Source organism: Streptomyces sp. NPDC057002 (assembly GCF_042673825.1).
Lineage (GTDB): Bacteria > Actinomycetota > Actinomycetes > Streptomycetales > Streptomycetaceae > Streptomyces.
This window is the reverse complement of sequence record NZ_JBHURZ010000005.1, coordinates 771,807-795,479: the sequence shown is the minus strand read 5'-3', so window position 1 is coordinate 795,479 and position 23,673 is coordinate 771,807. Positions and strand designations below refer to the sequence as shown.

At 71.6% G+C, this 23,673-nt stretch carries 20 protein-coding genes; 15 read left to right on the top strand and 5 right to left on the bottom strand.

Going from position 1 to position 23,673, the window contains the following annotated elements:
* Nucleotides 1–28: 28 nt before the first annotated feature.
* On the bottom strand, nt 29–1,504 hold the full coding sequence (locus ACFT32_RS27770; RefSeq protein ID WP_382494475.1) for a beta-1,6-galactanase: 1,476 nt from the start codon (nt 1,502–1,504) through the stop codon (nt 29–31).
* A gap of 202 nt (nt 1,505–1,706) precedes the next feature.
* Between ACFT32_RS27770 and ACFT32_RS27765 the strand changes: the two genes are divergently transcribed.
* The 7 genes from ACFT32_RS27765 to ACFT32_RS27735 all read left to right on the top strand — a co-directional run bounded on the left by ACFT32_RS27765 (nt 1,707) and on the right by ACFT32_RS27735 (nt 8,363).
* On the top strand, nt 1,707–2,018 hold the full coding sequence (locus ACFT32_RS27765; protein WP_382494472.1) for a DUF6412 domain-containing protein: 312 nt from the start codon (nt 1,707–1,709) through the stop codon (nt 2,016–2,018).
* Between the two features lie 93 nt (nt 2,019–2,111).
* Nucleotides 2,112–2,831, top strand: a complete 720-nt coding sequence (locus tag ACFT32_RS27760) for a YidC/Oxa1 family membrane protein insertase (protein ID WP_382494469.1) — start codon at nt 2,112–2,114, stop codon at nt 2,829–2,831.
* Between the two features lie 144 nt (nt 2,832–2,975).
* Nucleotides 2,976–3,833, top strand: a complete 858-nt coding sequence (locus tag ACFT32_RS27755; RefSeq protein ID WP_382494466.1) for a fumarylacetoacetate hydrolase family protein — start codon at nt 2,976–2,978, stop codon at nt 3,831–3,833.
* 277 nt (nt 3,834–4,110) lie between these two features.
* On the top strand, nt 4,111–6,000 hold the full coding sequence (locus tag ACFT32_RS27750) for a serine/threonine-protein kinase (RefSeq protein WP_382494463.1): 1,890 nt from the start codon (nt 4,111–4,113) through the stop codon (nt 5,998–6,000).
* Between the two features lie 44 nt (nt 6,001–6,044).
* Nucleotides 6,045–6,560 carry a hypothetical protein gene (locus ACFT32_RS27745; protein WP_382494460.1) on the top strand — a complete coding sequence of 172 codons (516 nt, stop codon included), beginning with the start codon at nt 6,045–6,047 and terminating at the stop codon, nt 6,558–6,560.
* Entirely contained in the window at nt 6,535–7,095 is a 561-nt protein-coding gene (locus tag ACFT32_RS27740) for a hypothetical protein (RefSeq protein ID WP_382494458.1), read from the top strand. The genes ACFT32_RS27745 and ACFT32_RS27740 overlap by 26 nt, the downstream gene beginning before the upstream one ends.
* On the top strand, nt 7,092–8,363 hold the full coding sequence (locus tag ACFT32_RS27735) for a hypothetical protein (protein ID WP_382494456.1): 1,272 nt from the start codon (nt 7,092–7,094) through the stop codon (nt 8,361–8,363). The genes ACFT32_RS27740 and ACFT32_RS27735 overlap by 4 nt, the downstream gene beginning before the upstream one ends.
* Before the next feature lie 19 nt (nt 8,364–8,382).
* On the opposite strand, the gene ACFT32_RS27730 is transcribed toward ACFT32_RS27735, so the two are convergent.
* From ACFT32_RS27730 to ACFT32_RS27720, 3 genes are all read right to left on the bottom strand, one after another.
* Entirely contained in the window at nt 8,383–9,249 is an 867-nt protein-coding gene (locus tag ACFT32_RS27730) for an LLM class F420-dependent oxidoreductase (RefSeq protein WP_382494453.1), read from the bottom strand.
* A 100-nt stretch (nt 9,250–9,349) separates the two neighbouring features.
* Nucleotides 9,350–9,883, bottom strand: a complete 534-nt coding sequence (locus ACFT32_RS27725) for a heme-degrading domain-containing protein (RefSeq protein WP_382494450.1) — start codon at nt 9,881–9,883, stop codon at nt 9,350–9,352.
* Nucleotides 9,880–10,983, bottom strand: coding sequence for a Gfo/Idh/MocA family oxidoreductase (locus ACFT32_RS27720; protein ID WP_382494449.1), 1,104 nt, complete (start codon nt 10,981–10,983; stop codon nt 9,880–9,882). Before ACFT32_RS27720 ends, ACFT32_RS27725 begins: the two co-directional genes overlap by 4 nt.
* Before the next feature lie 94 nt (nt 10,984–11,077).
* Here ACFT32_RS27720 and ACFT32_RS27715 point away from each other — a divergent pair, with 94 nt between their 5' ends.
* The 8 genes from ACFT32_RS27715 (at nt 11,078) to ACFT32_RS27680 (ending at nt 19,300) form a co-directional block, all read left to right on the top strand.
* Entirely contained in the window at nt 11,078–12,505 is a 1,428-nt protein-coding gene (locus tag ACFT32_RS27715; protein WP_382494677.1) for an ROK family protein, read from the top strand.
* A 40-nt stretch (nt 12,506–12,545) separates the two neighbouring features.
* Entirely contained in the window at nt 12,546–12,689 is a 144-nt protein-coding gene (locus tag ACFT32_RS27710; RefSeq protein WP_382494446.1) for a hypothetical protein, read from the top strand.
* A gap of 137 nt (nt 12,690–12,826) precedes the next feature.
* Entirely contained in the window at nt 12,827–14,506 is a 1,680-nt protein-coding gene (locus tag ACFT32_RS27705; RefSeq protein ID WP_382494443.1) for a DUF4157 domain-containing protein, read from the top strand.
* Between the two features lie 246 nt (nt 14,507–14,752).
* Nucleotides 14,753–15,544, top strand: coding sequence for a hypothetical protein (locus ACFT32_RS27700; RefSeq protein WP_382494441.1), 792 nt, complete (start codon nt 14,753–14,755; stop codon nt 15,542–15,544).
* A 137-nt stretch (nt 15,545–15,681) separates the two neighbouring features.
* A complete protein-coding gene (locus ACFT32_RS27695) occupies nt 15,682–16,461 on the top strand; it encodes an HAD-IIA family hydrolase (RefSeq protein ID WP_193478283.1) in 780 nt (259 codons plus the stop codon).
* Nucleotides 16,462–16,583: 122 nt separating this feature from the next.
* Nucleotides 16,584–17,315 (top strand): hypothetical protein, encoded by a 732-nt coding sequence (locus tag ACFT32_RS27690; RefSeq protein WP_382494437.1) that lies wholly within the window; start codon nt 16,584–16,586, stop codon nt 17,313–17,315.
* A 2-nt stretch (nt 17,316–17,317) separates the two neighbouring features.
* Nucleotides 17,318–18,001, top strand: coding sequence for a class F sortase (locus ACFT32_RS27685; RefSeq protein ID WP_382494434.1), 684 nt, complete (start codon nt 17,318–17,320; stop codon nt 17,999–18,001).
* 261 nt (nt 18,002–18,262) lie between these two features.
* Nucleotides 18,263–19,300 (top strand): glycoside hydrolase family 6 protein, encoded by a 1,038-nt coding sequence (locus ACFT32_RS27680; protein WP_382494431.1) that lies wholly within the window; start codon nt 18,263–18,265, stop codon nt 19,298–19,300.
* Here ACFT32_RS27680 and ACFT32_RS27675 read toward each other — a convergent pair.
* A complete protein-coding gene (locus tag ACFT32_RS27675; protein WP_382494429.1) occupies nt 19,297–23,508 on the bottom strand; it encodes a trypsin-like peptidase domain-containing protein in 4,212 nt (1,403 codons plus the stop codon). The genes ACFT32_RS27680 and ACFT32_RS27675 overlap by 4 nt on opposite strands.
* Nucleotides 23,509–23,673: the final 165 nt, after the last annotated feature.

The following is a 23,673-nucleotide window of genomic DNA, read 5'->3' as shown; positions in this document are numbered from 1 at the left end:
TTACAGATCGCCCCGAACCGCCGCCGACCTACAGTGTGACGCCGTCCACTTGGAGCGTTTGCACTGATTTCGCCGCGAAGGGGACGTTTACGGATTTTCCGTTCAGGCGGATGTCCGAGCGTGGGGTGTAGAGGTCGCCGCCGCCCGTCGTCACCGTGTTCCAGCGGGGGACGGTGCCGTTCGAGCCGCCCGTCACCGTCGTGAAGCGGGAGAGGTCGAAGGTGAGGGTCTGGGCGGAGGCGGAGGTGTTGACCGCTACCAGGACCAGGCGGCGGGAGGCGGCGTCGTATGCCGCTACCGCGTAGCTGACGCCCGTGTCCAGGATCGTCATGCCGGGGCGGATGTGGCGGCTGAACTGGGCCAGTACGTAGTGCTTGGTCTGGACCGTGGTCGGCTGGAGGGTGTTGGCGTCGTAGGCGATCATCGCCCAGCCCGCCGACGGGTCCATGACCTGCCAGTAGCACCACGCGGTGGGGTGCAGCCAGCGGAAGTCGGAGCAGAGGTTCGAGGCCAGGGTCAGGCCCGTGCCGTCGCTGTCGCCCGTCTCGGAGTTCCACAGCTTCTTGCGGGACGTCGTCACCACGTCCGTGTAGAGGAGGTCGCGGCGGCCGCCCGAGCCCTGGTAGCCGTGCACGTTGACCTGGGAGACCAGGGCTTTCGTGGAGGAACTGAAGGACGCCCAGGTCGAGCGGGCCGTGTCGTAGTTCGTTTCGTCCGAGGCGGCGATGCGGAGGCCCGTGAGGCCGCGCTTGTCCAACTCGCTGCGCATGTAGGGGAGTACGGCCGCCTGGACCGCGGGGTCCATGTGGCAGCCCTCCTGGGTGCCGGTCGCGGTCCACCAGGTGGAGGCCGGCTCGTTGAAGGGGTCGACCGTCGCGAAGTTCACGCCCCAGTTGTTCTTCGCGTAGAGGGCCGTCGCCGCCAGGTGGGAGGCGTGCTGGCGGTAGTTCCAGGTCTGGAGGTTGTTGCCGCCGGCCGCCGCGCCCGAGGGGTTGTGGTTGCCGCACATCCACCACATCGGGGAGTTGGCGAACAGCTCGGTGATCGCGCCCCGCTGCGTCGCCTTCACCAGCATCGCGCGCTGGTTGGCGTCCGCCGACCACTTCCAGGCCGAGGAGGCGGGGTCCTCGTTGTTCCAGTCCTGCCAGAAGCCCTCGATCTGCTTGAAGCCCGGGATGTTCGGCGACTTCACCATCGTCTCGCCGCCCACGCTGTTCCAGCTGCACGCGCCGAGGTTGTAGCGGGCGATGTTGAGGCCCACGCCGGGCAGGGAGCGGCCGTTGTACGTCACCGACTTGGTGGTGAAGAAGAGGTCCGCGAAGTCGTCCCGGGCGCCGAAGACGTTGGCCCACCAGGCGAGGGAGGTGCCCCAGCCCTCCCAGGTGCCGTAGGTGGTCGAGGGGGTGACGGCGATGGTGGCGTCGGCGTGCGCGGTGCCGGTCGCCAGGGCGCTGCCGAGGAACGTACCGCCTGCTGCGGACAGCAGGGTTCTGCGTCGTATCACGGCTCCTCCGTAGGGGAATTCGGGTTGGCCCCCTGGGTTGGCCCGTACATGGCAACGAGAAGCATCAGGTGTGGCCGGTGGGTTGTCGAGAGTTGTGACGAACCTTTCTCAAACCCGTGTACGAAGTCTCGGACGCACTCGGCGAGGTGATCCTGTATAACGAAGAGCAGGACATACGCACGTACGAGAGGAGGGGCCGTCGATGAACCGCAGTTGGGCGAATCCGCGTCCCGCTCTCGTGCTGCTCTGCCTGATCCTGGAAGTGGCGCTGCTGGACACCGGCAGCCTCACCGCCACCGTCGCGCTCGCCGCGACCGCCGCGGCATCGGCCGCGCTCGCGGTCTGCGCCGTCGTCGCCGCGCGCTGCGCGCCCGCCGTGCCACGCACCCGGGTGCGTACGGCCATCCGCGACCGTGACCTCCGTACGGCCTTCCTGCCGCAACGCGATCCGGACGCCAAGGGGCGCCCCCGGCCCCGGGCACCCGGACACGCCCTCCGGGCGACCTGCGCGTAGGGGCACCACGCATCACACGTAGCTGACCCCGCGCGGGTCGTCATGCCGCCGTCTCCAACTCCCGGCACGACGAGACCCCCGGAGGGCTCACGCATGTCCGTCTTCGCCAACCTGGTCGAGCACCTCGCCGACCTGCTCCAGCCGTTGTTCGGCGCCTCCGCGGCCGCCGCCGCGATCGTCCTGTTCACCGCGCTCGTACGACTTCTCGTCCACCCCCTGTCCCGGGCCGCCGCGCGCGGCCAGAAGGCCCGGACCGCGCTCCAGCCGAAGATCGCCGAGCTGCGGAAGAAGCACGGCAAGAACCCCGAGAAGCTGCAGCGGGCCGTACTGGAACTGCACGCCGAGGAGAAGGTGTCGCCGCTGGCCGGCTGCCTGCCCGGGCTGCTCCAGGTGCCCGCGTTCTTCCTGCTCTACCACCTGTTCTCCAGCGACACGATCGGCGGGCGGGCCAATGAACTGCTCGGCCATGAGCTGCTCGCCGCGCCGCTGGGTGAGCGGTGGACGGACGCGCTCGGCGGGGGCGGTGCGCTGAGCGGCGCGGGGCTCGTCTACGCCGGGCTGTTCGTGATCGTCGCCGGGGTCGCGGCGTTCAGCTACCGACTGAGCAAGCGCATGATGGCCGCCAACCCGGTCGTCCCGGCCGGGGGCGGTGGTGGAGAGCAGCTGCCCGGGCTGGGGGCGGTGACCAAGGCCATGCCGTTCATGTCCTTCTTCACGCTGGTCACCGTGGCCGTGGTGCCGCTGGCCGCCGCGCTGTACGTCGTGACCAGTACGACGTGGAGTGTCGTGGAGCGGGCCGTGCTGTACCGGTGACCAGGCGACCCGGGTCCAGTACGTGAACCGGGTATTGCGGAGTGGACTCCCAGCTTGGAGGATCGACCAGTCCTCCGATCGCTGTCCCCGCCGCATCCGGGTCGCGCGCATCGGCGGGCGCCCGCGATCGAGGGAGACGTGATCATGAAGCTGCTGCGAGTCGGTACGGCGGGGGCGGAGCGGCCCGCGCTGCTCGACGCCGAGGGGATCCTGCGGGACCTGTCGGGCGTCGTCGCGGACGTCGACGGCGCGCTGCTCGCCGACGAGGCCGCGCTCGGCCGGGTGCGGGCCGCCGCGGACGCCGGTGAGCTGCCCGCCCTGGACGCCACCGGGCTGCGGATCGGACCGCCGCTGGGCCGGATCGGCAAGATCGTCTGCATCGGGCTGAACTACCACGACCACGCGCGCGAGACGGGTGCCGAGCCGCCCGCCGAGCCGGTCGTCTTCATGAAGGCGCCGGACACGGTCGTCGGGCCGCACGACACGGTGCTCGTGCCGCGGGGGTCCGTGAAGACCGACTGGGAGGTCGAGCTGGCCGTCGTCATCGGACGTACGGCCAGGTATCTGGGGTCCGCGGAGGAAGGGCTCGCCCATGTCGCCGGGTATGCGGTGGCGCATGACGTGTCCGAGCGGGAGTTCCAGATCGAGCGGGGCGGGACCTGGGACAAGGGCAAGAACTGCGAGACGTTCAATCCGCTCGGGCCGTGGCTGGTGACGGCGGACGAGGTGCCGGATCCGCAGGATCTGTCCCTCAGGCTGTGGGTCAACGGGGAGTTGAAGCAGGACGGGACGACGGCTGAGCAGATCTTCGCTGTGGGGGAGGTCGTGCGGTATCTCAGTCAGGTCATGACGCTGTACCCGGGCGATGTGATCAATACCGGGACGCCGGCGGGGGTGGCGATGGGGGAGCCTGAGCCGAAGCCGTACCTTCGGGCCGGGGATGTCGTGGAGCTGGAGATCGAGGGGCTCGGGCGGCAGCGGCAGGAGTTCAAGGACGCGTAGGGCTGAGTGACGCCTTGGGGGCGGGGAGCTGCCGTTCAGTCGGCGGCTCCCCGCCCGGCGTATGGCGCGCATATGGCAGGTCGGGGGTGCGCCCCCAGCGCAGTTGTGCGCGGTAGGAGCGCGCGCAAGGTGTGCGCTCCTATTCGGACACTCATGACGCTCAACGTGTGGAAATCAGCCAGTACGGTTGGCGTGCGGGTGGGCTGATTCATGGCGCGCTCCAGGGGCGGCTTTTGCGTGGAGGGTTCGCACCCTGACGCTGAACGGGGGGAGCGCCGTGCGGGTACTCGCCGAGCGGTACGAACTGATCGAAGAAGCAGGACGTGGCGGCATGGGCCAGGTCTGGCGAGCCATGGACCGGGAGCTCGGCCGTTCGGTCGCCGTGAAGCTTCTGCCGCCGGAGCTGACCAGACACGAGGAGTTCCGGGTCCGGTTCCGCCGGGAGGCCCGTACCGTCGCATCTCTCAGCCACCGCAACATCGCCGTCCTGCACGACGTCGGTGAGGACGTCCGGGACGCCGAGACGACTCCATTCCTCATCATGGAGTTCATCGACGGCCGCACCCTGGCGGACGCACTGGCCGAGGGGCCGTTCAAGGTCGACCGTGCTCTCGATGTCAGCCAGGGGATCGCCGAGGCCCTGGCCCACAGCCACGGGCGGGGCCTGGTTCACCGGGACATCAAGCCTTCCAACGTCATGCTCACCTCCGAAGGCGGCGTCAAGGTCCTGGACTTCGGGATCTCCAAGGTGGTGGCGGAGACCACCACTCGCCTGACCGCAACGGGAATGACGGTCGGGACCCCCGCCTACCTGTCACCGGAGCAGCTGACGGGTGAAGCGATCGACGGTCGCTCCGATCAGTACTCCACGGGCTGCCTTCTGTATGAACTGCTCACGGGACGCCCGCCTTTCATCGGCGACTCCTCGTTCGCCGTGATGCACCAGCACATCAGCAAGGAGCCCGTCGCCCCGTCCAGGCTGCGGCCGCAGATCCCGGCGGCGGTCGATGCCGTCGTGCTCCGGGCGCTGTCGAAGGACCGGGAGCAACGCTTCGCCGGCATAGACGAGATGCAGCGAGCTCTGGCCCTTGCTGGGGCAGAAGCCCCTGCTCTGCCGGTGGCCCCTCCGACCCCGCCGGCACCGGCACCAGCCCCGGCACTCGGGGCGGGGATCGGGCGGACGATGATGGCCGAACAGCAGACCCAGGCCGCATCGACGCCGAAGCAGGCGGCTTCCACCACACCGGCGCCTCCCGCTGCCCCGGCCCTTCCCAGCACCCCGGCGCCCTCCACCACCCCGGCGCCCTCCACCACCCCGGCGCCCCCCACCACCCCGGCACCTCCCGCCGTCCCGGGCGAGACGGCGACCACCCGCGGCGATCAAGCACCGGCCGCACCATCTGCCGCGACCGCCACCGGTCCCGACCAGACAGACTCCGCCGTCACGCCGTCCGCGCGCAGATGGCGTCACCTCGCGGCCGGGAACCGCGTCGTCGCCCTACTGGGGATCGTGGTCTCGGCCGTGGTCGTCCTCGGCTACCAGGAGCTTCAGCCGGGGAGCGGCTACCTCGTACTGTTGTCGGCGATCGCCGTCCTCGGGCTGGTCGCGTTCCGTTGGTGCCCCCTGACATCCGCTCTTCTGTGGTGGGGAGCCGGCGCCCTGGTCATCGCGGGCGTCACCGCCGGGGCAGCAGTCGAGGAGAGCGACCTCGTCACCGTGTCCGAAGACGACTTCACCGACCCTCTCTACTACTACAGCACTTACACCAAGGACTACTACGAACTGGACGAGGACCCTTCCGGCCACACTCTGTTCGAGGAGGGGTACGACGCAGAGTACGAGCCTGCGTCGGATCTGATCTTCCCGGACTACACGGGGCACGAACCGATGTCCGTCCTGGCTGTTCCGGTCCTCGTCCTCGCTGTCCTGTGCCTGGTCCGGACTCTGCGTTCCCGGCGGCACTCGGCTCTTCTCGCGGCCTCCGGTATCACGCTGGCCGGGCTGGGGGTGAGCTGGCTGGCTGTCGGAACCGGTGCCCAGATGACAGCGTTCCTCGTCGCCTGGGGCCTCACCGCACTCGTGGCTCTCGTCCAGGAGTTGCGCGGCCGCGACCGCGGTTCGGGTCCGCGCCCCCGGCGCCGTCTCCGGTTCGTGGTCGCCGAGTAGTCGGCTACAAAGAAAACAGGGCTCAGCTCATGACTTTCTTACGTGTGCGCAGAATCGCAGGGGCTGTACTGATCGCGGCAATCGTCGCGGGGTGCGGAGGAAGTTCCGGAGAATCCCTTCCGCCCAGTCCACCGCCCTCCACCGAATCGGCTGATGAGACCCCCGATCCGCCGCCACCCACTGAAACGACGGAGGACAGCACAGAGCCGCCCTCGCCCACGCCCACGCCACCAGAAACCCCGCCATCAGCGACGTTCGAAGCGCCGGAGGGCTACGTTCCTAGCGAACTGGTCGGCGAATGGGACGGGGACGGCACGTCCGTGCGCTTCGACAAGATCCGCTTCTCCGCGGACGGCGGTGTGCGCCTCCTGTACAACAACGGCCTCGTGCTCGATGGGACAGCGGTTGTCGAAGGTACCTCCATGACTCTGTACGTGCCGATAGGTCCCATCCCGTACGACGACTGGTCGATCGAGGAAGTCGACGCCGGCTATGGATACGCCTTCGAGAATCTGAAGCTGGACGGGATCAGTTATGTCCGTCAGATCGCCGGTGGCTGACGTGGTCGTCACCCGTGCGGTCCGCGCGGTGCTCTGCGCCACCCTGCTGCTCGGGAGCGTCACGGCGTGCGTCTCACGAGGTGACCCGACCGGCCCGGGGCCCACCTCCAGGACTGCCTCACCCCCGCCGGCACCGCGGACCACCGATGCCGCCACGGGAGAACAGGTGCTCCCCCAGGCCCTCGTCGGGACATGGAAGAGCGACTCGAAGGACAGTGACGCCGGCCTCACCTACAGCTTCCGGGCCGACGGCGACTACACGTTCGTGGGCGTCCTCGCGTACGACTCCCCGGACGGCATCGTCCAGGTCACCCGCACCTCGGAAGGCGCGGCACGGGTCGAAGGGGCGCAGCTCGTCCTGAAGCCCGAGAAGGCCGCCACATCCCGCCGGGACCCGGGCGATCCTGAAGGCGACTTCAGGGCGAGGCCCGCTGCGCTCACTGCCGAGCGTCACACCTGGGAGGTGACGGGCGATGCCCTCGCTCTCACCGACAAGAAGGGGCTGAAGGTCACGTACGAACGGGGGGCGCGGTGAACCCGTCGACCTCGCGGTTCAGTCTCCGCATCCGGGTGCAGATCTGGCTGCTCGCCGTCATCTCCGTGGCGACACCCTTGTCCGCCTGGGCGTTCAGCGAGGCGTCCGGGACGTACCAGGACGCGGTGCGTCAGGAGATCACGCGTCAGGAGACGCTGCTGGACGATGTGCGCAAGGTCTACACCGAGGACGCGCGTCTGGCCTTCAACGTGGCCGCGGCCTCGGCGCGCGCCGACGCGCTGCGACCGATCCGTCACGAGGGCAGGACTGCCGCGGCGGAGTACGAGATCGCTGCCCAGACCGCGTTCGCTCTGCGCAGCGCGGCCGATTCTGGGAGCTTTCTGCACGACGCCTACCGGCACAAGAAACTCGGCTACGACCTGCCCCGCCGACTCGCGGACCTGCAACGGGACAAACCCAAGTCCTACGGACTCGCTCCAGAGGCGACGATGAGGTCCGGGAACACGTGGGTCATGTGGGGGCTCGTGTTCGCCGCGCTCGTCGGAATGGCCGTGATCGCGGGTGTGGCCGCCGCGAACGTCGTGCGGCCACCCGCTCTGCGCAGGCCGCCGGGTCCTGACCGCCGGCGCGTTGTCAGGGATCTGCAGCTCATCCCTCAGCCGGCCGTCACTCCGAGCGGTGAGAGCCACCCCGCCGCGCTGCTCGGTCTGTTCATCGTGGTTCTGCTGATGCTGCTTCCCCTCGGGGGGATCTACGCGTCGGGCGTCGAACAGCGGGCCCAGGCCGAGGCGGCCCGAAAGACGACCCAGCTCGGTACCGCTGCCCTGGCCTACGGTCAGCGCACGGCATTCCTGGACGGAAGCCGCCGAACGGCAGAGCTCACCGAACTCCAGGCGATGGCCCGCGAACGCGCCTCGCTGGAAACCGGGGTCACGCCCGCTCAGGCACGGCACGAGCGAGTGGTGGCCGTGGTCGAGACACGTGCCGCGGAGCGTGTGCGCGAGATCGCCGATTACATGGGGCGTCCTCCCACACGCGCCGACCGCGTCGATGCCGCGGCGGTGAGGGCCTTGGGCAAGGAATCCGAGCACCTGTTGTCACGTCTTCGGACCGAACAGAAGCGCCAGGTGAGTCTGGCGGAGCGGGCCAGCGGCCGCGGTCTGTATCTCGGCGCGGCGGCCGCCCTCGCCGCCGTGGCGGAGATACTGGCCGCCGCCGCTGTCTCCGACGGGCGCCAGAGGTGGCTGCTGTGGCCGACGACGGCCGCGGCCTGCTCGACCGTTCTGACAGCCATGGCCCTGATCTGAACCGCGCCCCGGAGAAGGGTCAGTTGAGCACTGAGGCCAAGTCGCGCCACGCCTTCCTCGGGAGGGTGTCCTTCGGGGAGTCGTCGATCAGTTGGAGGGCGAGGTGGTCCGCGCCCGCCTCGAAGAATGTGTCGATCTTGGCGCGGATCGCCGTCTCGTCGCCCCAGGCGAACAGGGCGTCGATGAGGCGGTCGCTGCCGCCGTCGCGCAGGTCTTCCTCGGTGAATCCGTGGCGGAGGAAGTTGTTGGTGTAGTTCGGCAGCGAGAGGTAGAAGCTGATGAACTCGCGGGCCAGGGTGCGGGCGCGGGTCGGGTCCGTCTCCGGGACCACGCCCAGTTCGGGGGCGAGCAGGGGGCCTTCGCCGAGGAGTTCGCGGGCGTGGGCGGTGTGCTCAGGGGTGACCAGGTAGGGGATCGCGCCGGCGGAACGGTCGCGCGTCAGCTTCAGGCTCTTCGGGCCGAGGGCGGCCAGGACCCGGCGGTCCGCGGGCAGCCCGGCGGCGTCCAGGCCGTCCAGGTAGGCGACGAGGGCCGAGTACGGGCGGCGGTACTGCTCCGCCAGCTTGGCGTGGCTGACGCCGAGGCCCAGCAGGAAACGGCCGGGGTGGGCGGCCTCCAGCTCGGCGAAGCTCGCGGCGGTGGCGTCCGCCTCGTGCTGCCAGATGCTCTGGATGCTGGTGCCGACGGTGAGCCGGGAGGTCGCCTCGATCAGCGGGGCGGCGTTGGCGGCGGAGCTGTTGCCGCCCAGCCAGACGGCGCCGTAGCCGAGTTCCTCCAGTTCGGCGGCGGCCTCGGCGAGTTCGCCGCGCCGGTCCGGGTCCTCCGAGCGCAGGTCTACGCTCCAGATGCCGTACCGGCCGACGGTTTCCTTCAGAGCGGTGGTCATCGGTTGCGATCCCTCCGGGTGGGCGCCGTTTCTGATCACGCGTACGGCGGTGCCAACCAGAGGGACTCCCCGCTCATTCCGGCCCGCTCATTCCGGCTCGCTACCGGTCCTTGCTCAGGAACTCCTCCAGCGCCTCCACCACGAAGCGGTGGTCCTGGAGCTGGGGCAGCCCGGACACCGTCACCGCGCCGATCACGCCCACGCCCTCGACGGTGATCGGGAAGGAGCCGCCGTGTGCCGCATAGGTGTCGGGGTCGAGGCGCGAGGACTCCTCGAACGTCGTGCCCTTGGCGCGGAAGCGGGCGCCCACCAGGTAGGAGGCGGAGCCGTAGCGTTCGACGACCCGGCGCTTGCGGGCGATCCAGGCGTCGTTGTCCGGGGTGGAGCCGGGCAGTGCCGCGTGGAAGAGCTGCTGGCCGGCGCGGTGGATGTCGATGGCGAGCGGGGCCTGCCGCTCCCGGGCCAGTTCGACGAGGAGCGAGCCGAGCGCCCAGGCGTCGTCGTAGCCGAACTGGCGGAAGACCAGGCGGCGTTCCTGTGTCTCCAGTTCCTCCAGGCTCGGGGTGAGCTCCGGCTGGAACTTGGGGCCGAGTTCCTGGTGGTGCGAAGGGTTGTGCGAGCTCTTGTGCGTCACAGCGTCACCGTCACCTTCTCGCGGGCCGAACGGCGCGCGGCCTCCAGTACGTCCAGGGCGGCGGCCGCCTCCAGCGCGGTCACCGGGTTGGGGCCGCCCTCCAGCAGGGCCTTCGCCACGGCCGCATAGTAAGCGGGGTAGTCCCCGGGGAGGGTCGGTTCGGGGCGGCCGCCGCCTGTTACGGGGGACTCGCCGGAGCCCACGCGGCCCCACTCCGACTCGGGCTCGACGCCCCAGCCGGGCCCGGGGCGCAGGCCGTCCCGGAGTGCCGCCTCCTGGGGGTCGAGGCCGTACTTGACGTAGCCGGCGGTGGAGCCCAGGACGCGGAAGCGGGGGCCGAGCTGGGCGGTCGTCGCGGAGACGTAGAGGTGGGAGCGGACGCCGTTCGTGTGCGTGATCGCGATGAACGTGTCGTCGTCCGTCTCGGCGCCCGCGCGGCGGATGTCCGACTCCGCGTAGACGGAGGCCGCCGGGCCGAAGAGGGCCAGGGCCTGGTCGACGACATGGCTGCCGAGGTCGTAGAGCAGACCTCCGATCTCTGCGGGGTCGCCGGACTCCCGCCAGCCGCCCTTCAGTTGCGGGCGCCAGCGCTCGAAGCGGGACTCGAAGCGCCAGACGTCGCCCAGCTCGCCCTCGCTCAGCAGCTTGCGCAGGGTGAGGAAGTCGTTGTCCCAGCGGCGGTTCTGGAAGACGGAGAGGAGCAGGCCGCGCTCCTCGGCGAGGGCGGCCAGCTCGCGGGCCTCGGCCGCCGTGCCCGCGACGGGCTTGTCGACCACGACCGGCAGGCCGGCCTTGAGGGCGGTGGTGGCGAGCGGCACATGCGTCTTGTTCGGGGACGCGATGACGATCAGGTCCAGCTCGGCGGCCCGGTCGAACAGCTCGTCCGGGGTGGCGGCGAAGCGTACGTCCGGGAACTCGGCACGGGCCTGCTGCTGCCGTTCGGGGTTCGAGGTGACCACCGTGTCGAGGGTGAGGCCCTCGGTCGCGGCGATCAGCGGGGCGTGGAAGACGGAGCCGGCGAGGCCGTAGCCGACGAGGCCGACGCGGAGGGGCGAGCCGGGGGCTGTGCCGGGGCCCGTGCCGAGGGGTGTGCCAGTCATGGTGCCACTTTCGCAACGCTGTTGCCAAAGTGCAAGCGCCGGGGACAATGGGGGCGTGAACAGGGCGGACGACCGTACGGGCGGGATGGGCGGCATGCGTGGCACCGGAGGCGGGGTGAACCTGCTCGTGTTGCGTGGTCACAACGCCGCGCTGGTGCTCGACCTGCTGCGGACGGCCGGGGCCGACGGCATCAGCCGGCTCGAACTCGCCGAGCGGACCGGGCTCACCCCGCAGGCGGTCAGCAAGATCACGGCCCGGCTGCGGGAGGCCGGCCTCGCGGCGGAGGCCGGCCGGCGTGCCTCTACGGGGGGCAAGCCGCGGACGGTGCTACGGCTGGTGCCCGAGGCGGGGCACGCGGTGGGGGTCCATCTGGACCGGGACGAGGTGCGGGTCGTGCTGGTGGATCTGCGGGGGACCGTGGTGGGGGAGCGGCGGGCCCCGCTGGACCTCGGGGCCGGGGCCCCGGCCGTGCTGACGGCGGTGACGGAAGCGGTGCGGGAGACGGTGGCCGGGGTGCTGCCTGCCGGGTCGCTTGCCCGGACGGATTCCGTGCTCGGGGCGGGGGCCGTGCGGGGGGCGGTTGGCGAGGCCCGGTCGGAAGGGGTGCTGCCTGCCGGGCCGCTCGCGCGGGCGGATTCTCTGCTCGGGGCGGAGGTCGCGCGGGAGGCGGCTGGCGGGGCGGCGGGGTCCGCCGGGGATGCGGCGGATCAGGCGTCGGCCTCCGGGCCGCTAGGCCGGGCGGATTCCCTGCCCGGGCCGGAGTTCGCGCCGGAGGCGGTTGGTGAGGCCCGGCCGGCCGGGGCGGGGTCCGCCCGGGACGCTGTGGGCCAGGCGTCGGTCTCCACGCCGCTCGGCCGGGCCGGGTCCCTGCTCGGGGTCGGTGTCGCGTTGCCCGGGCCGCTCGATCACGGGCGGGGGGTGCTGCATCGGGTGACCGGATTCCCCGAGTGGGACGGCTTTCCGTTGCGCGAGGCGCTGGCGGAGCGGCTCGGGGTGCCGGTGGTGGTCGACAAGGACACCAACGCGGCGGCGCTGGGCCTGGCCGCCGGGGGCGAGGGCGGCTCCTTCGCCTATCTGCACCTCGGCACGGGGCTGGGCGCCGGTCTCGTGATCGGCGGGACCGTGCACCGGGGGGCCAGGACCGGGGCGGGGGAGTTCGGCCACCAGGTGATCCAGCTGGACGGCCCGCCCTGCACCTGTGGCGACCGCGGCTGCGTCGAGGCGCTGTGCCTAGGGGCGGTGGCGCGTGGCGACATGGGGGAGGCGGCCCGGGTCCTGGGTGCCGGGGCGGCGAACCTGGTGGGCCTGCTCGACATCGACGTCGTCCTGCTCGGCGGCCGTACGGTGGCCACGGCTCCGGAGGCGTTCGTGCGGGGAGTCGGGGCGGTACTGGAGGCCTGGGCCCGGCGGACGGGCCAGGAGGCCGTGCCGGTGCGGGTCGCCCCCGGGGGCGGGCGAGTCGTGGCGGTGGGGGCGGCTCAGCTGGTGCTGGGGCCGGTGTTCGGGCGTGGGGGCGGGTGACGGGAACGGGGGCGGATCGAGCCCTCGGCGGGGAAGAGCCGTGCCAGGTGGTAACCCCGAGGCATGGTGCTGCTGGTCCGCCCAGCAGCCCCCGCTCACCGTCGTCGACGAGGAGCCGGACGCCGCCGGTGTCCTCCTGACCGGCTGGTCCCACTCGCGCGCGAAGGCCCTGGGGCGCCGCTAGGGCGGCAGGGCCTTCCGGGCCTCGGACACTGCCCCCAGGTGTGCGCGTACGGGCATTTTCATCCCGCGGCGCTTTCGGTAGACGTAGATCGGTTCATCGGTTGATCGGCTGTCCGGTTCCGGGGAGAAGGAGAAGACATGCGGGCCTTCCACCAAGGGCATGCCGGTGCGGTCGGCCGGGCGGCGGGCGGATCCTCCGCCAGGCCACCGGCGTCACCGCTGAGCGCGGCCTGGATCCGGCATGTGCAGCGCGTGGCCGGGGCGGGCCACGACACCCATGAGGCAGCGCCTGAGGCCGAGCACGCCCAGGTGCAGCGGGCCGCCCTCGACCGGGCCCTCGGTTCCCCGGCCAGGCCCATGGAGCCGGGCCTGCGCTCCGAGATGGAGCAGCGCTTCGGCGGGACGGACTTCAGCGGCGTCCTCGTGCACGACGGGCCCCAGGCACGCGAGTCGGCGGCGGTCCTGGACGCCAAGGCGTTCACCAGCGGTCGCCATGTCGTCGACGGCGGCGGGATGACCAAGAAGGACTGGGCGCACGAGCTGGCCCACTTCGAGGACCAGCAGGCAGGACCCGTACCGGGCACGAACAACGGCGCGGGCATGAGCATGTCCGCCCCGGGCGACCCGGGCGAACGCCACGCGGAGACGAAGGCGGACCGGGTCATGAGCGGGCCGGCACCCGTGCAGCGCACCGCCGCCGGCACCCAGAAGGCCGCGGCCGCCGGCTGCGCGGACGGGGACGGCTGCGGCGGCGACGGTGCGGCGGTCCAGCGCCTCCACGTCATCAAGGCCGGCTCCACGGAGTACCCCAAGAAGCAGCCCGACTCCGACGACTTCTTCGTGGGCCAGGACACCAACGAGCAGGGCAGCTGGTACGACGAGCGCTCCCGTTACGCGCCGCCCAAGCCGCACCTCGTCTATGCGGGCGAGGTGGACCTCGCCGTGTCGGACAATTTCGACCTGGCCGTGGAACACGCCGGCGACGGCAAGGAACCGAAGAACTTCTTCGCCACCGACAAACAGCTCAGCGCGTCCATCAAGAACCTCCCCGGCGCCGGCCAGAAGCGCGGGCTCTCGCTGTCGAAGACCGGCAGGACCCTGACCATCGAGGGATCGGGCCGCAAGGTCGTCCTCCACGAGGTGGAGCCCAAGTACCGCAAGGAGAAGGGCGGCGAGAAGACCAAGGGCCTCGACGTCCTCACGCCGCAGCGCTGCAACGACATGATCGGATGGGTGACCGGGAAGCAGTCCATGTACCGCGAGGCGGACAACCGCTACTGGGAGACGATCGAGAAGTTCCTCGCGCGTATGGAGCCCGGGGGCAGCTGGCAGGGGAAGTTCCAGGAGGCCATCGACGGCGGCGACCCGGCCGGATACGACCGGATCACCTTCGGTATGAGCGGTCGCTTCCAGCAGCTGGTCCGGGAGTCCCCCGAGAACGCCGAACGGGTGCTTCAGGACCTGGAGGCCAACCAGCACGCCGCCATCCCCAGGGTCGGCGACGGAATGGTGACCATGGCCCGGCCCGACGCCGAGCAGCACGAAACGCGTGCGCAGGCCCGCCGCGAAGGCGCCGACGACCACATGGACTACCACTACGGCGGTGTGGTCGCCGTGAGCGGCAGCGACTACATCACCATGGAGAACTACGCGCGCGAACAGCACGCCGACAGCATGAGCACCCTCGACCGCAACGATCCCCTCTGGTACTTCCGGATGTACGGCAAGGAGACCGGCCGGACGTGGCACGAGGGCTGGACCGCCTCCGCCGGCAACGGCTTCCTGGGCGCGACGCTCACGCTGACCCTGCGCCGCTGAGAAGGGCCGCTGGTGCCGCCGGCGCAGAAACCACCCGACCCCAAGGTCGTCGAGCATCTCCGGCACGCCCAGCGGTGCGCCGGCAACGCGGCCGTCGTACGCATGCTCCGTGCCGGAGGGGGGAGCGGAAGCGCCTGAGACCCGCTCCCGGGGGCCGGCTGTCCGCCGACCGGGCGGTTTCGCACCGCCGTTCGGGGGCCGTTGCGGGCCGTGTCGCTCGCGATCGCCCGCATCCGGCAATGTCACATGTCCATGCGACTCTGCACGCCCGCTCACCTCTGCCTGGCGGCGGCAGCCGCCGTCCTGCTCCCCGGTGCTCACCCGGCGTACGCGGACGATCCGGCGCCCGCCTGTGCCGCGCCCGACGACCACACCTTCCCGCTCACCACCCGCCTCCATGGCGGCCCGGACGCCTACGCGGCCGGGGGCGGGTTCGGGACCTGGTACCTCGACCTGACCAACACGACCGACCGGACCTGCACCGGGATCCATCCCGTCGTCGTGCTCGTGGACGACAAGCGGGCCCTGGAGCCGTCCCAGCCCCGGCTGGAGTTCTTCGAGGGGGCGCGGTCCCACACCGTGCGGTTCGAGAAGACCGGTGAGGACGAGCTCGTCGGGGCGCTGGCCGACGACGAGAACCGGTTCGCCGGGTTCACCGTCGAGCCGGGCAGGACCGTCACCGTGAGGGTACGGCTCGCGATCACCTCGGACGCCGTGCCCAACGACGTCACCGCCAACGCCGCCGTCGTACAGCGGCACGACGACGACGGCGACTGGGTCGGGCAGTCCAACGACTACCGGTTCGGCATCGCGAGTGATGCCCCGGTCGACGGCGGTGACGGGGAGATCGACGGCGGCACCGACTCCCAGCCGGAGACCGAGCCGGAGCCGGAGTCCTCGGTCCCGCCCCGCGAGGACCGCTTCCCGTTCGCCGAGGAACTCGCCCGCACCGGAATCGGCGTCCGGGTCGCCGCGGCCGCCGCGGCGCTGCTGCTGACCGGGGGCGGGATGCTGCTCCTGGCGCGCCGCCGCCGCTGAGGCAGCCGTCCCGGGGCGCGGGGCTCTGCGCCGTCCCGCCCCTCGGGACGCCGTGACCGGCCCATTCCACATGATCCGGCCACTGTTTAGGCTGGGTCGCACGCTGGACCGGACGCGTACGGCAGGAGATCCCGCACATGGCAGACCGCAAGCCCATCGAGTCGTGGCTCACCGACATGGACGGTGTGCTCATCCACGAGGGCGTACCGATCCCCGGCGCCGACGCCTTCCTGAAGAAGCTGCGTGAGTCGGGGAAGCCCTTCCTGGTCCTCACCAACAACTCGATGTACACCCCGCGCGACCTGCACGCCCGGCTGCGCCGCATGGGCCTGGACGTGCCGATCGAGAGCATCTGGACCTCGGCCCTGGCCACCGCCCAGTTCCTGGACGACCAGCGGCCGGGCGGATCGGCGTACGTCATCGGCGAGGCGGGCCTGACCACCGCGCTGCACGACATCGGCTACATCCTGACCGACCACGAGCCGGACTACGTCGTGCTCGGCGAGACCCGCACGTACTCCTTCGAAGCCATGACGAAGGCGGTGCGGCTCATCCTGGGCGGCGCCCGCTTCATCTGCACCAACCCCGACGAGACCGGTCCCTCCACCGAGGGCCCGCTGCCGGCGACCGGCGCGGTGGCGGCGCTGATCACCCAGGCGACCGGCAAGAAGCCGTACTTCGCGGGCAAGCCGAACCCCCTGATGATGCGGACCGGGCTGAACGCCATCGGGGCGCACTCCGAGTCCAGCGCGATGATCGGCGACCGCATGGACACCGACGTGCTGGCCGGCATGGAGGCCGGGATGCAGACGTTCCTGGTGCTCACCGGCCTGACCCGGCCCGACCAGGTCGAGGACTTCCCGTACCGGCCCTCGCAGGTCCTGGACTCCATCGCGGACCTCGTCGACCGGGTCTAGCCGGCCGGGGCCCGCAAGGGCGGCACCCAAACCCGTCGCCACCCGTTCGGAGCAGTCGCCGCGTCCCTGAGGATGCGGCGACCCACCCTGCGGGGGAGGCTCCAGGCATCTGGAGGTTCACGATGGGTTCCCTGAGGTTCACTCTCTGTACGAGCGTCCTGGTCGCGGCCGCCCTCACCCCGGCGGCGTTCGCGGCGGACCCGGGGGGCGTCTCGGTGACCCCGGCGACCCCCGCACCCGGCGGTGACGTCGCGCTTCGCGTGACCGGCTGCGCGGCGCGGACGGCCGTCGCCGCCTCGGCGGCGTTCGTCGCGGACGCCCCGCTCACGGTCACCGGCGGTGAACTCGTCGGCGAGAGCCGCGTGCCCTCCACGCTCAAGGCGGGGACGTACACCGTGAAGATCACCTGCGGGGGCGCCGAACGGACCAGCACGTTCACCGTCAGGGAGAATCGGGAGAGCCGCGAGAGCCCGGAGAGTGCGGGCCCGTCCGCGCCCAGGGGCGCGACCGGGGCCGCCGGGCAGCCACCCGCACCGGGGACGGGCGGGCGGCAGCCCCTGCCCGAGGGCGGCAAGCCATCACCCGAGCCCGAGCCCGAGTCCGAGCTTGAGCCCAAGCTCGACCCCGGGACGGAAGACGAAGACCGGTTCTCCGCCTCCCGGCGGCCGGGCGCGCACGCCTCGCCCGTCGCTCCCGTCGAGGCCGGCGGTGGCGGCGCCGCCCACCTCGTCGCCGCCGAGGACGGTGGCGCCGGGCCCGGCGCCGCGCAGGGCGTGATCGGCCTGGTCCTCGCGGGAGTGGCCGCGGTGGCCGTCGCGCTGGACAGTGTCCGCCGGAAGCGCGGAACGGACTGACCATGTCCGACCTCGACATGGACCGGGTGCGCAGACGCCCCTCGGGCACCGGCCGTCTGCTGGCCGGCGTGGCCTGGGTGGTGCTGCTGCTCGGGCTCTGGCTCTGGGGCCGCGAGGTGACCGACGTACGGCACGGCATCTCCGCGCCCACCACGGGCGACATGGCCGCGGCCGGACGCCCCCCGGACGTGAAACTGCCCCCCGCGCACCGCCCGCTCGGCGACGCGCTGCCGCAGCGCGTCGACATCCCCGGCATCGGCGTCCAGGCACCGGTGGTGGCGCGCGGCCTGGACCGGCGCGGGGCGCTCGATCCGCCGCCGTACGACCAGCCGGGCGTGGTCGGCTGGTACGCGGGCGGGGCGGCGCCCGGGGCGCCGGGGACCGCGCTGCTGGTCGGGCACGTCGACAGCGAGACCCGGCCCGCCGTCTTCTACAAGGTCAGCGCCCTGCGGCCGGGCCAGACGATCCGGGTGATCCGGGCCGACGCCAAGGTCGCCGAGTTCACCGTCGAGTCCGTCCAGGTCCTCACCCGCGACCGCTTCGACGCCCACCAGGCCTACGGTCCCCGCCGCTCGGGCCGGGCCGAACTGCGGCTGGTCACCTGCGGCGGCAGCTTCGACCGTACGACCGGCAGCTACACGGCGAACGTCGTGGTGTCGGCGTACCTCACCGGTACGGGACTTTGATCAGGCCTCCACCCAACCCGGCCGACGACCCGCTCCCCCTGAAGTCGACGACCGGGCCGGTCCTCGACCACGCGCGCACGGGCTGCGGGAGTAACCCGGCGAACTGCGCGGGAGGCCACGGGAGCCACGGTGGGTGAAACTCTGGCCGGAGGCCGGGTCGTGCTGATGAAGACTGTAGAACCAAAGGGACGCCCAGGCCTAGGTGTCGCGGGACGTATGTCAGGATTGAGGCTTGGAATGGTGCACCCAAGGGGGAGTTGGATGTACGGCAGCAGGGGGGCCGGGACGACCGCCGGGAGGCGGATGTCCGCAGTGGTGCTGGGGGCGGCACTGCTGATCACGGGGTGTTCCTCCTCCGACGGAGGAGACGGATCGGACGGCGGCGCGGACGCCGGCGCCGGGATCACCCAACAGCCCAAGGAAAAGGCGCCCTTCTGGGTCAACCCGGACGGCACCGCGGCACAGCAGGTCGCCGCGCTGGAGAAGTCCGGCAAGAAGCAGGAAGCCGAGCAGATCCGCAAGATCGCCGAGCAGCCCGTCGCCGAGTGGGTCGGCCCGGACAACCCGAGGGAACAGACCCAGGGCTTCACCGAGGCCGCCGACAAGGCCGGCCGTACGGCGCTGCTCGTGCTCTACAACATCCCGCACCGCGACTGCGGCCAGTACTCGCAGGGCGGCGCCGCCGACGGCAACGCCTACCGCGAATGGCTCGACGGCGTCGCGGAGGGCATCGGCGACCGGTCGGCCACGGTCATCCTGGAACCGGACGCCCTGCTGCACCTCGTCGACGGCTGCACTCCGGAGCAGTTCCACGAGGAGCGCTACGACCTCCTCAAGGGTGCCGTCGCCAAGCTGAAGTCGCTGAAGAACACGAAGGTGTACCTGGACTCGGGCAACGCCGGCTGGGGGAACCCGGACCAGATCTTCGAGTCGATGAACAGGGCCGGCATCGAACAGGCCGACGGTTTCTCGGTCAACGTCTCCAACTTCTACTCCACCGACGAGTCCATCGCCTACGGCAAGCAGCTCTCCGCCAAGGTCGGGGGCAAGCACTTCGTCATCGACACCAGCCGCAACGGCAAGGGCCCCTACACCCAGGGCAACCCGGACGAGCGCTGGTGCAACCCGCCGGGCCGCGCGCTGGGCGAGACGCCCACGACGAAGACGGCCGACCCGCTGGTCGACGCGTACCTCTGGGTCAAGCGGCCGGGGGAGTCGGACGGCGAGTGCAAGGGCGGCCCGAAGGCGGGCCAGTGGTGGTCGGACTACGCACTGAAGCTGACCAAGGCCAGCTCCTAGAGGTCCGGGCAGACGTCGTCGACCTGGTCCGGGTCGACGGCCAGGTCCCTCTCGGCCTCGCTCAGCTCCCGCTGTGCGAGGGAGCAGAGCCGGTCCATCCAGCGTTCGGGGGCGAGGGGGATGGTCGAGGTGCGTGAACCGTCGACGATCGTGAGCGATGTGCCGTCGGTGCTCGGGGACAGCACCGAGCCGTAGCCCACGTAGTAGCGGTAGGTGTCCTGACGGTCCGCCACGTCCCAGACGACCTGTTCGCCGGCGGCGGTGGTGGTGTGGAGGAGGCGGTCGCCGAGGAAGCGGCCGAGGTAGTAGACGCCGCTGTAGGTGAGTTCGGGGAGGTACCGCTTCTTCTCGACGTCCCACAGGTCCACTCGGCCGCCGGCGTACTGCAGGGCGATCACTTTGCCGTCGGGGGAGAGCGCGAACGACCGGATCGAACGTTCGTCGTCCTCCCTCCCGATCCACCTCTTGAACTCGCCGGTGGTGAAGTCCCAGACGCCGACCTCGGCCACCGTCCGCACCACCGCCTGTGCTTTGCCGGGCAGGGCGGTGGCGAAGGTGCCGGCCGCCTCGTTCGCGAGCTGGGCACGCTCCTGGACGGGTGGCCGGTAGATCTCGCCGTCCATGCGGCCGGTGTCGAGCCGCCAGCGGGATACGTACGAGAGCCCCGAGATCACGGCATGGCCGTTGTCGGAGAAGCTCAGGTTGATCCAGGACGGGGTGAGACCCGTTTCGGGGTCCGGCCCGGAGGCCGTGATGCCGGGCGGGGCGGGCAGCTCGAGGACGTGCTCCTCCTTCAGGGAACTGCCGTCGATCCGCCAGACGAGGACCGTACGTTCGTCCTCGGCGACGGTCAGCATCCGTCGCCCGTCCGGGCTGAAGGCCGCGTACAGGCGGGCCAGCGGCCGGGACGGCCGCGCGGTCGCGAGGAGCCGGTGGTCGGCCAGGTTCCACAGCTGGAGTCCGGTGCCGGCCGCGTCCACGACCGCCATCCTGCCGCTCGGCCCGTCCGGTGTGCGGATGCGGTTGACCAGGGAGTTGGTGTCGAAGGAGGTGGGCGGCTCGACGCGTACGGTGACGATGCTCCCGCCGGCCGAGACGACAGCGCGCAGGTCATCGGGAGGGCCGGCCAGGCCGACCGCCGGAGCGAACCCCCGGCCGGTGATGTTCTGGTCCTCGGGAGCCGCGGCCGGGGTGTCGAAGGTGGCCGGCCAGCCCTTCTCCAGATCGATGACGAGGAACCGTATCCGGCCGAGGTCGGTGCCGATGCGCCCGGTCGGATTGATCAGATAGCGGCCGGAGGCGTCGAGCCGGGGCGCGTAGAGCGGGCACAGGCCCTGGAAGCCGCTGTTGTTCCAGCTCTGGAAACGCCGGGGTGTGGAACCCAGCCGCCACGCTTCGAGCGAGCCCTGCTCGGTACAGGTGACCAGGACGCGGCCGTTGCCGCTGACCGTCGCGGAGGCGGTGGTGCGCTCGTCCCAGGGGCGGTGCAGCGAACCGCTGCCCAGGTCCCAGGTGACCAGTCGGCCCTTCGGGTCGTCCGCTTCCGCGCCGGTGGGCACGATCCGCGCCACGACCGTGTCGTCCGCGGCGAACCAGGCCTGTGCCGCTGCCCAGCCCTTCGGCGGGGCGAGGGTCCGGCCCGTGCGGCGGCCGTCGTCCGCGTTCCACACGAGCACGCCCTCGCCGGGGATCGCGGCGAGGATCCGCTTTCCGTCCCCGTCGAAGCGCAGGTCGTCGGGGGCGCGCGGGTTCTTCTCGACGGCCTCGCCCTTGCGCAGGGCAATGGTCCGGAACTTGTCCGGGTCGGAGGGGACCGATACCCCGAGGGAGATCAGCCCCCAGTCGCTCGCCCGGGCCGCCCTCCGCCCGTCGGCCGAAATGGCGATCCGCTCGGTGTCGAGCTGTTTCGAGAAGTAACGGGGTTCCGGCGGTTGCTTCCCCCGCAGGTTCAGCCGCACGAAGGCGCCGTTGGCCAGCACGGCGTACGCGTACGAGCCGTCGTCCGTCAGCGCCACGTCCTCGACATCGTTGCGCCCCTCCATCACCACCCGCTCCACGTCCTGCAACCGCAGGTACTGCGCGAGCAAGGCCGACCGGGCCTCGGGCCGGGCCTCCGCCCGATACGCGCCGACCGCGTACAGGGAAGAGGCGGTCAGGGACGTGCTGTCCAGACTCGCCGCCTGCTGCGCCAACCGATCCGAAGCCAGCCGCCGCTGCTCCGTCAGCAGGTTCAGGTAAAGCACGGACACCACGGCCGCCGCCACCACGGCCAGTACCGTGACCACCGCCCACAGCATCCGCAGATACCGCTTGCGACGCTCGGACCTCGCGGCCTCCCGCGCCTTGCGGTCCCGCAGCCCGGCACCCGCCTCGATGTACTCCCGGTCCTCCTCCGTGAGTTCGTCACGCCGGTCCGCGAGCCACCGCTCCGCCGCCGACAGCGCCGGGTCCTCCAGCAGCAGCCCGTCCGGCCGCCCGGCCCGCCACCAGCGGGCCCGGTCGTAGCGCAGCTCGCCGCGCCACGTGAGGAACGTACGGTCGGTTTCCAGCTGCTCCGCGAGGGGCTGCCAGTGCTCGATGAGGGCCTCGTGGGCCAGCTCGACCGTCTCGCCCCGCTCGGGGTCCGCGCCCACCACCAGGACCCGGGCCTCGGTGAGCTCACGGGCGACGGTCCACCGCTCCTCGCCCGCGTCGCGGCGTGCGAGCCGGGCGCGCAGGGCCGTGGCGCTGCCGGGCGGGACCTGGATCAGAGCGCGCAGCAGCCCGGCCCCCGCGCCCGGCGACGCACCCCGCAGCGCCCGCTGCCACGCCGAGTCGGCCCTGCTGCTCAGCACGCCGCCGAGGCCGCCCAGTTCGCGGTAGGCGTCGAGGCGGAGCCGGCCGCCGAGCTGCCGATCCCACAGGGTGGTCAGGACGAATCCGAGCAGGGGCAGCGCTCCGGGGCGGCCCGCCGCGTCCTCGATGAGGCGGTCGGCCAGTCCGCTGTCGTACTCGACACCGGGGAAGGCCCGCAGCGGCAGCCGGACCACCTCGGTGAGCTGCTCGCGCGTCATCAGGCCCAGTTGGTGCGCGGGCGCGCCGCCGACCAGCCGGCTCAGCTCCGGGTGGCGCAGGGCCGCGTCCTGGAAGTCGGTCCGCACTGCCACCAGGACGGCGACTCCGGGGTGGCGGCAGACGTCGAGGAGCGCGTCCACCAGGGCGCGCAGCTCCTCCTCGGGGCGCAGCAGCAGCGCCTCCGACTGGTCGAGCGCCAGGACGAGCCCGCGTGCCGACCTGTGCGTCCGCAGAGCCTCGTGGACCGCTGAGGCGTCAGGGCGGCGGCCCTCCGCGCGCAGGGTGACGACCTCGACGTCCTGTTCCCTCAGGCGGGGCAGTACGCCGGCCATGAGGAGGGAGGACTTGCCGGAGCCGGAGGGGCCGGTCAGCGTCACACAGCCCTCGGGCAGGGAGCCGCGCGGGCACAGCAGGTCGACGACCGCGGTGACGTCCTCGTCCCGGCCGAAGAAGTGCGCGCTGTGCTCCTCGGTGTAGGGGCGCAGCCCGGGGAAGGGGGAGGAGGGCGCGAGCAGTTCGGCCAGGTCCGGCAGCTCGTCGAGGACCGTGCGGGTCGGGATGCAGAAGCTCTGGCCCCGGTGCGCCGGGGATATCGAGGCGACGATGCCGACCACGGCACCGAGGTCGTCGTCCCACACGGCGGAGCCGCTGAAGCCGGGCTGGACCGGGTCCGACTGGCCGTCCTGCGGCGACATCTGCAAGCGGCCGGTGCCGGTGCGGGCGCGCAGCCGGGCCGTGTGCCAGCCGCCGCCCGTGTCGTCCCTCGGCAGTCCGAAAACGATGGCCTTGTGGTCCCAGACGTCCCGGGGCGCGACCATGACGACCGGCCGGGCCTCGGAGAGCGGGCCGGCCAGGGACAGTACGGCCACGTCCCCGGTGCCGTTCGCACGCACGGGCACCCAGTCGCGGACGACGGCTTCGCCGGCCTCGCCCCCGCGGAGGACCAGGCCGACGCGTACGGGGCCCTCGGGCGGTTCCTCGCGCCCGGTCGGCAGCCCCAGGGCGTCCAGTACGACATGGGCGCAGGTCAGGACCAGGGTGGGCGCGATGAGCACCCCCAGGCCGCCGATGCGCCCGTCCGTGCCCGAGACCTGGACGGTCGCGGCCGCCAGGACATCCTCGGCCACCGGGTCCGACGTGGTCGACTCGGTCATCTCCCGTATCCCCCGCCACCGTTGACCACACGCGTTGCCGATGTCGTACCCGAGATCACACCGAATTACGTGCACAGGTCAAGTACGTTTCCCGTCACGCCCTCGCGGCGGACATGCGAAAGGGGCGCCCTCCGCACAGGAGAGCGCCCCGATCAGCAGGGAACC

Bases quoted from the DNA above. Each gene is read 5' to 3' on its own strand.
- ACFT32_RS27695 (WP_193478283.1), top strand. From the start codon at position 15,682: ATGGCAGACCGCAAGCCCATCGAGTCGTGGCTCACCGACATGGACGGT.
- ACFT32_RS27730 (WP_382494453.1), bottom strand. From the start codon at position 9,249: ATGACCACCGCTCTGAAGGAAACCGTCGGCCGGTACGGCATCTGGAGC.
- ACFT32_RS27740 (WP_382494458.1), top strand. From the start codon at position 6,535: ATGTCCGTCAGATCGCCGGTGGCTGACGTGGTCGTCACCCGTGCGGTC.
- ACFT32_RS27680 (WP_382494431.1), top strand. From the start codon at position 18,263: ATGTACGGCAGCAGGGGGGCCGGGACGACCGCCGGGAGGCGGATGTCC.
- ACFT32_RS27755 (WP_382494466.1), top strand. From the start codon at position 2,976: ATGAAGCTGCTGCGAGTCGGTACGGCGGGGGCGGAGCGGCCCGCGCTG.
- ACFT32_RS27705 (WP_382494443.1), top strand. From the start codon at position 12,827: ATGCGGGCCTTCCACCAAGGGCATGCCGGTGCGGTCGGCCGGGCGGCG.
- ACFT32_RS27760 (WP_382494469.1), top strand. From the start codon at position 2,112: ATGTCCGTCTTCGCCAACCTGGTCGAGCACCTCGCCGACCTGCTCCAG.
- ACFT32_RS27675 (WP_382494429.1), bottom strand. From the start codon at position 23,508: ATGACCGAGTCGACCACGTCGGACCCGGTGGCCGAGGATGTCCTGGCG.
- ACFT32_RS27690 (WP_382494437.1), top strand. From the start codon at position 16,584: ATGGGTTCCCTGAGGTTCACTCTCTGTACGAGCGTCCTGGTCGCGGCC.
- ACFT32_RS27765 (WP_382494472.1), top strand. From the start codon at position 1,707: ATGAACCGCAGTTGGGCGAATCCGCGTCCCGCTCTCGTGCTGCTCTGC.
- ACFT32_RS27700 (WP_382494441.1), top strand. From the start codon at position 14,753: ATGTCCATGCGACTCTGCACGCCCGCTCACCTCTGCCTGGCGGCGGCA.
- ACFT32_RS27720 (WP_382494449.1), bottom strand. From the start codon at position 10,983: ATGACTGGCACACCCCTCGGCACGGGCCCCGGCACAGCCCCCGGCTCG.
- ACFT32_RS27685 (WP_382494434.1), top strand. From the start codon at position 17,318: ATGTCCGACCTCGACATGGACCGGGTGCGCAGACGCCCCTCGGGCACC.
- ACFT32_RS27715 (WP_382494677.1), top strand. From the start codon at position 11,078: ATGCGTGGCACCGGAGGCGGGGTGAACCTGCTCGTGTTGCGTGGTCAC.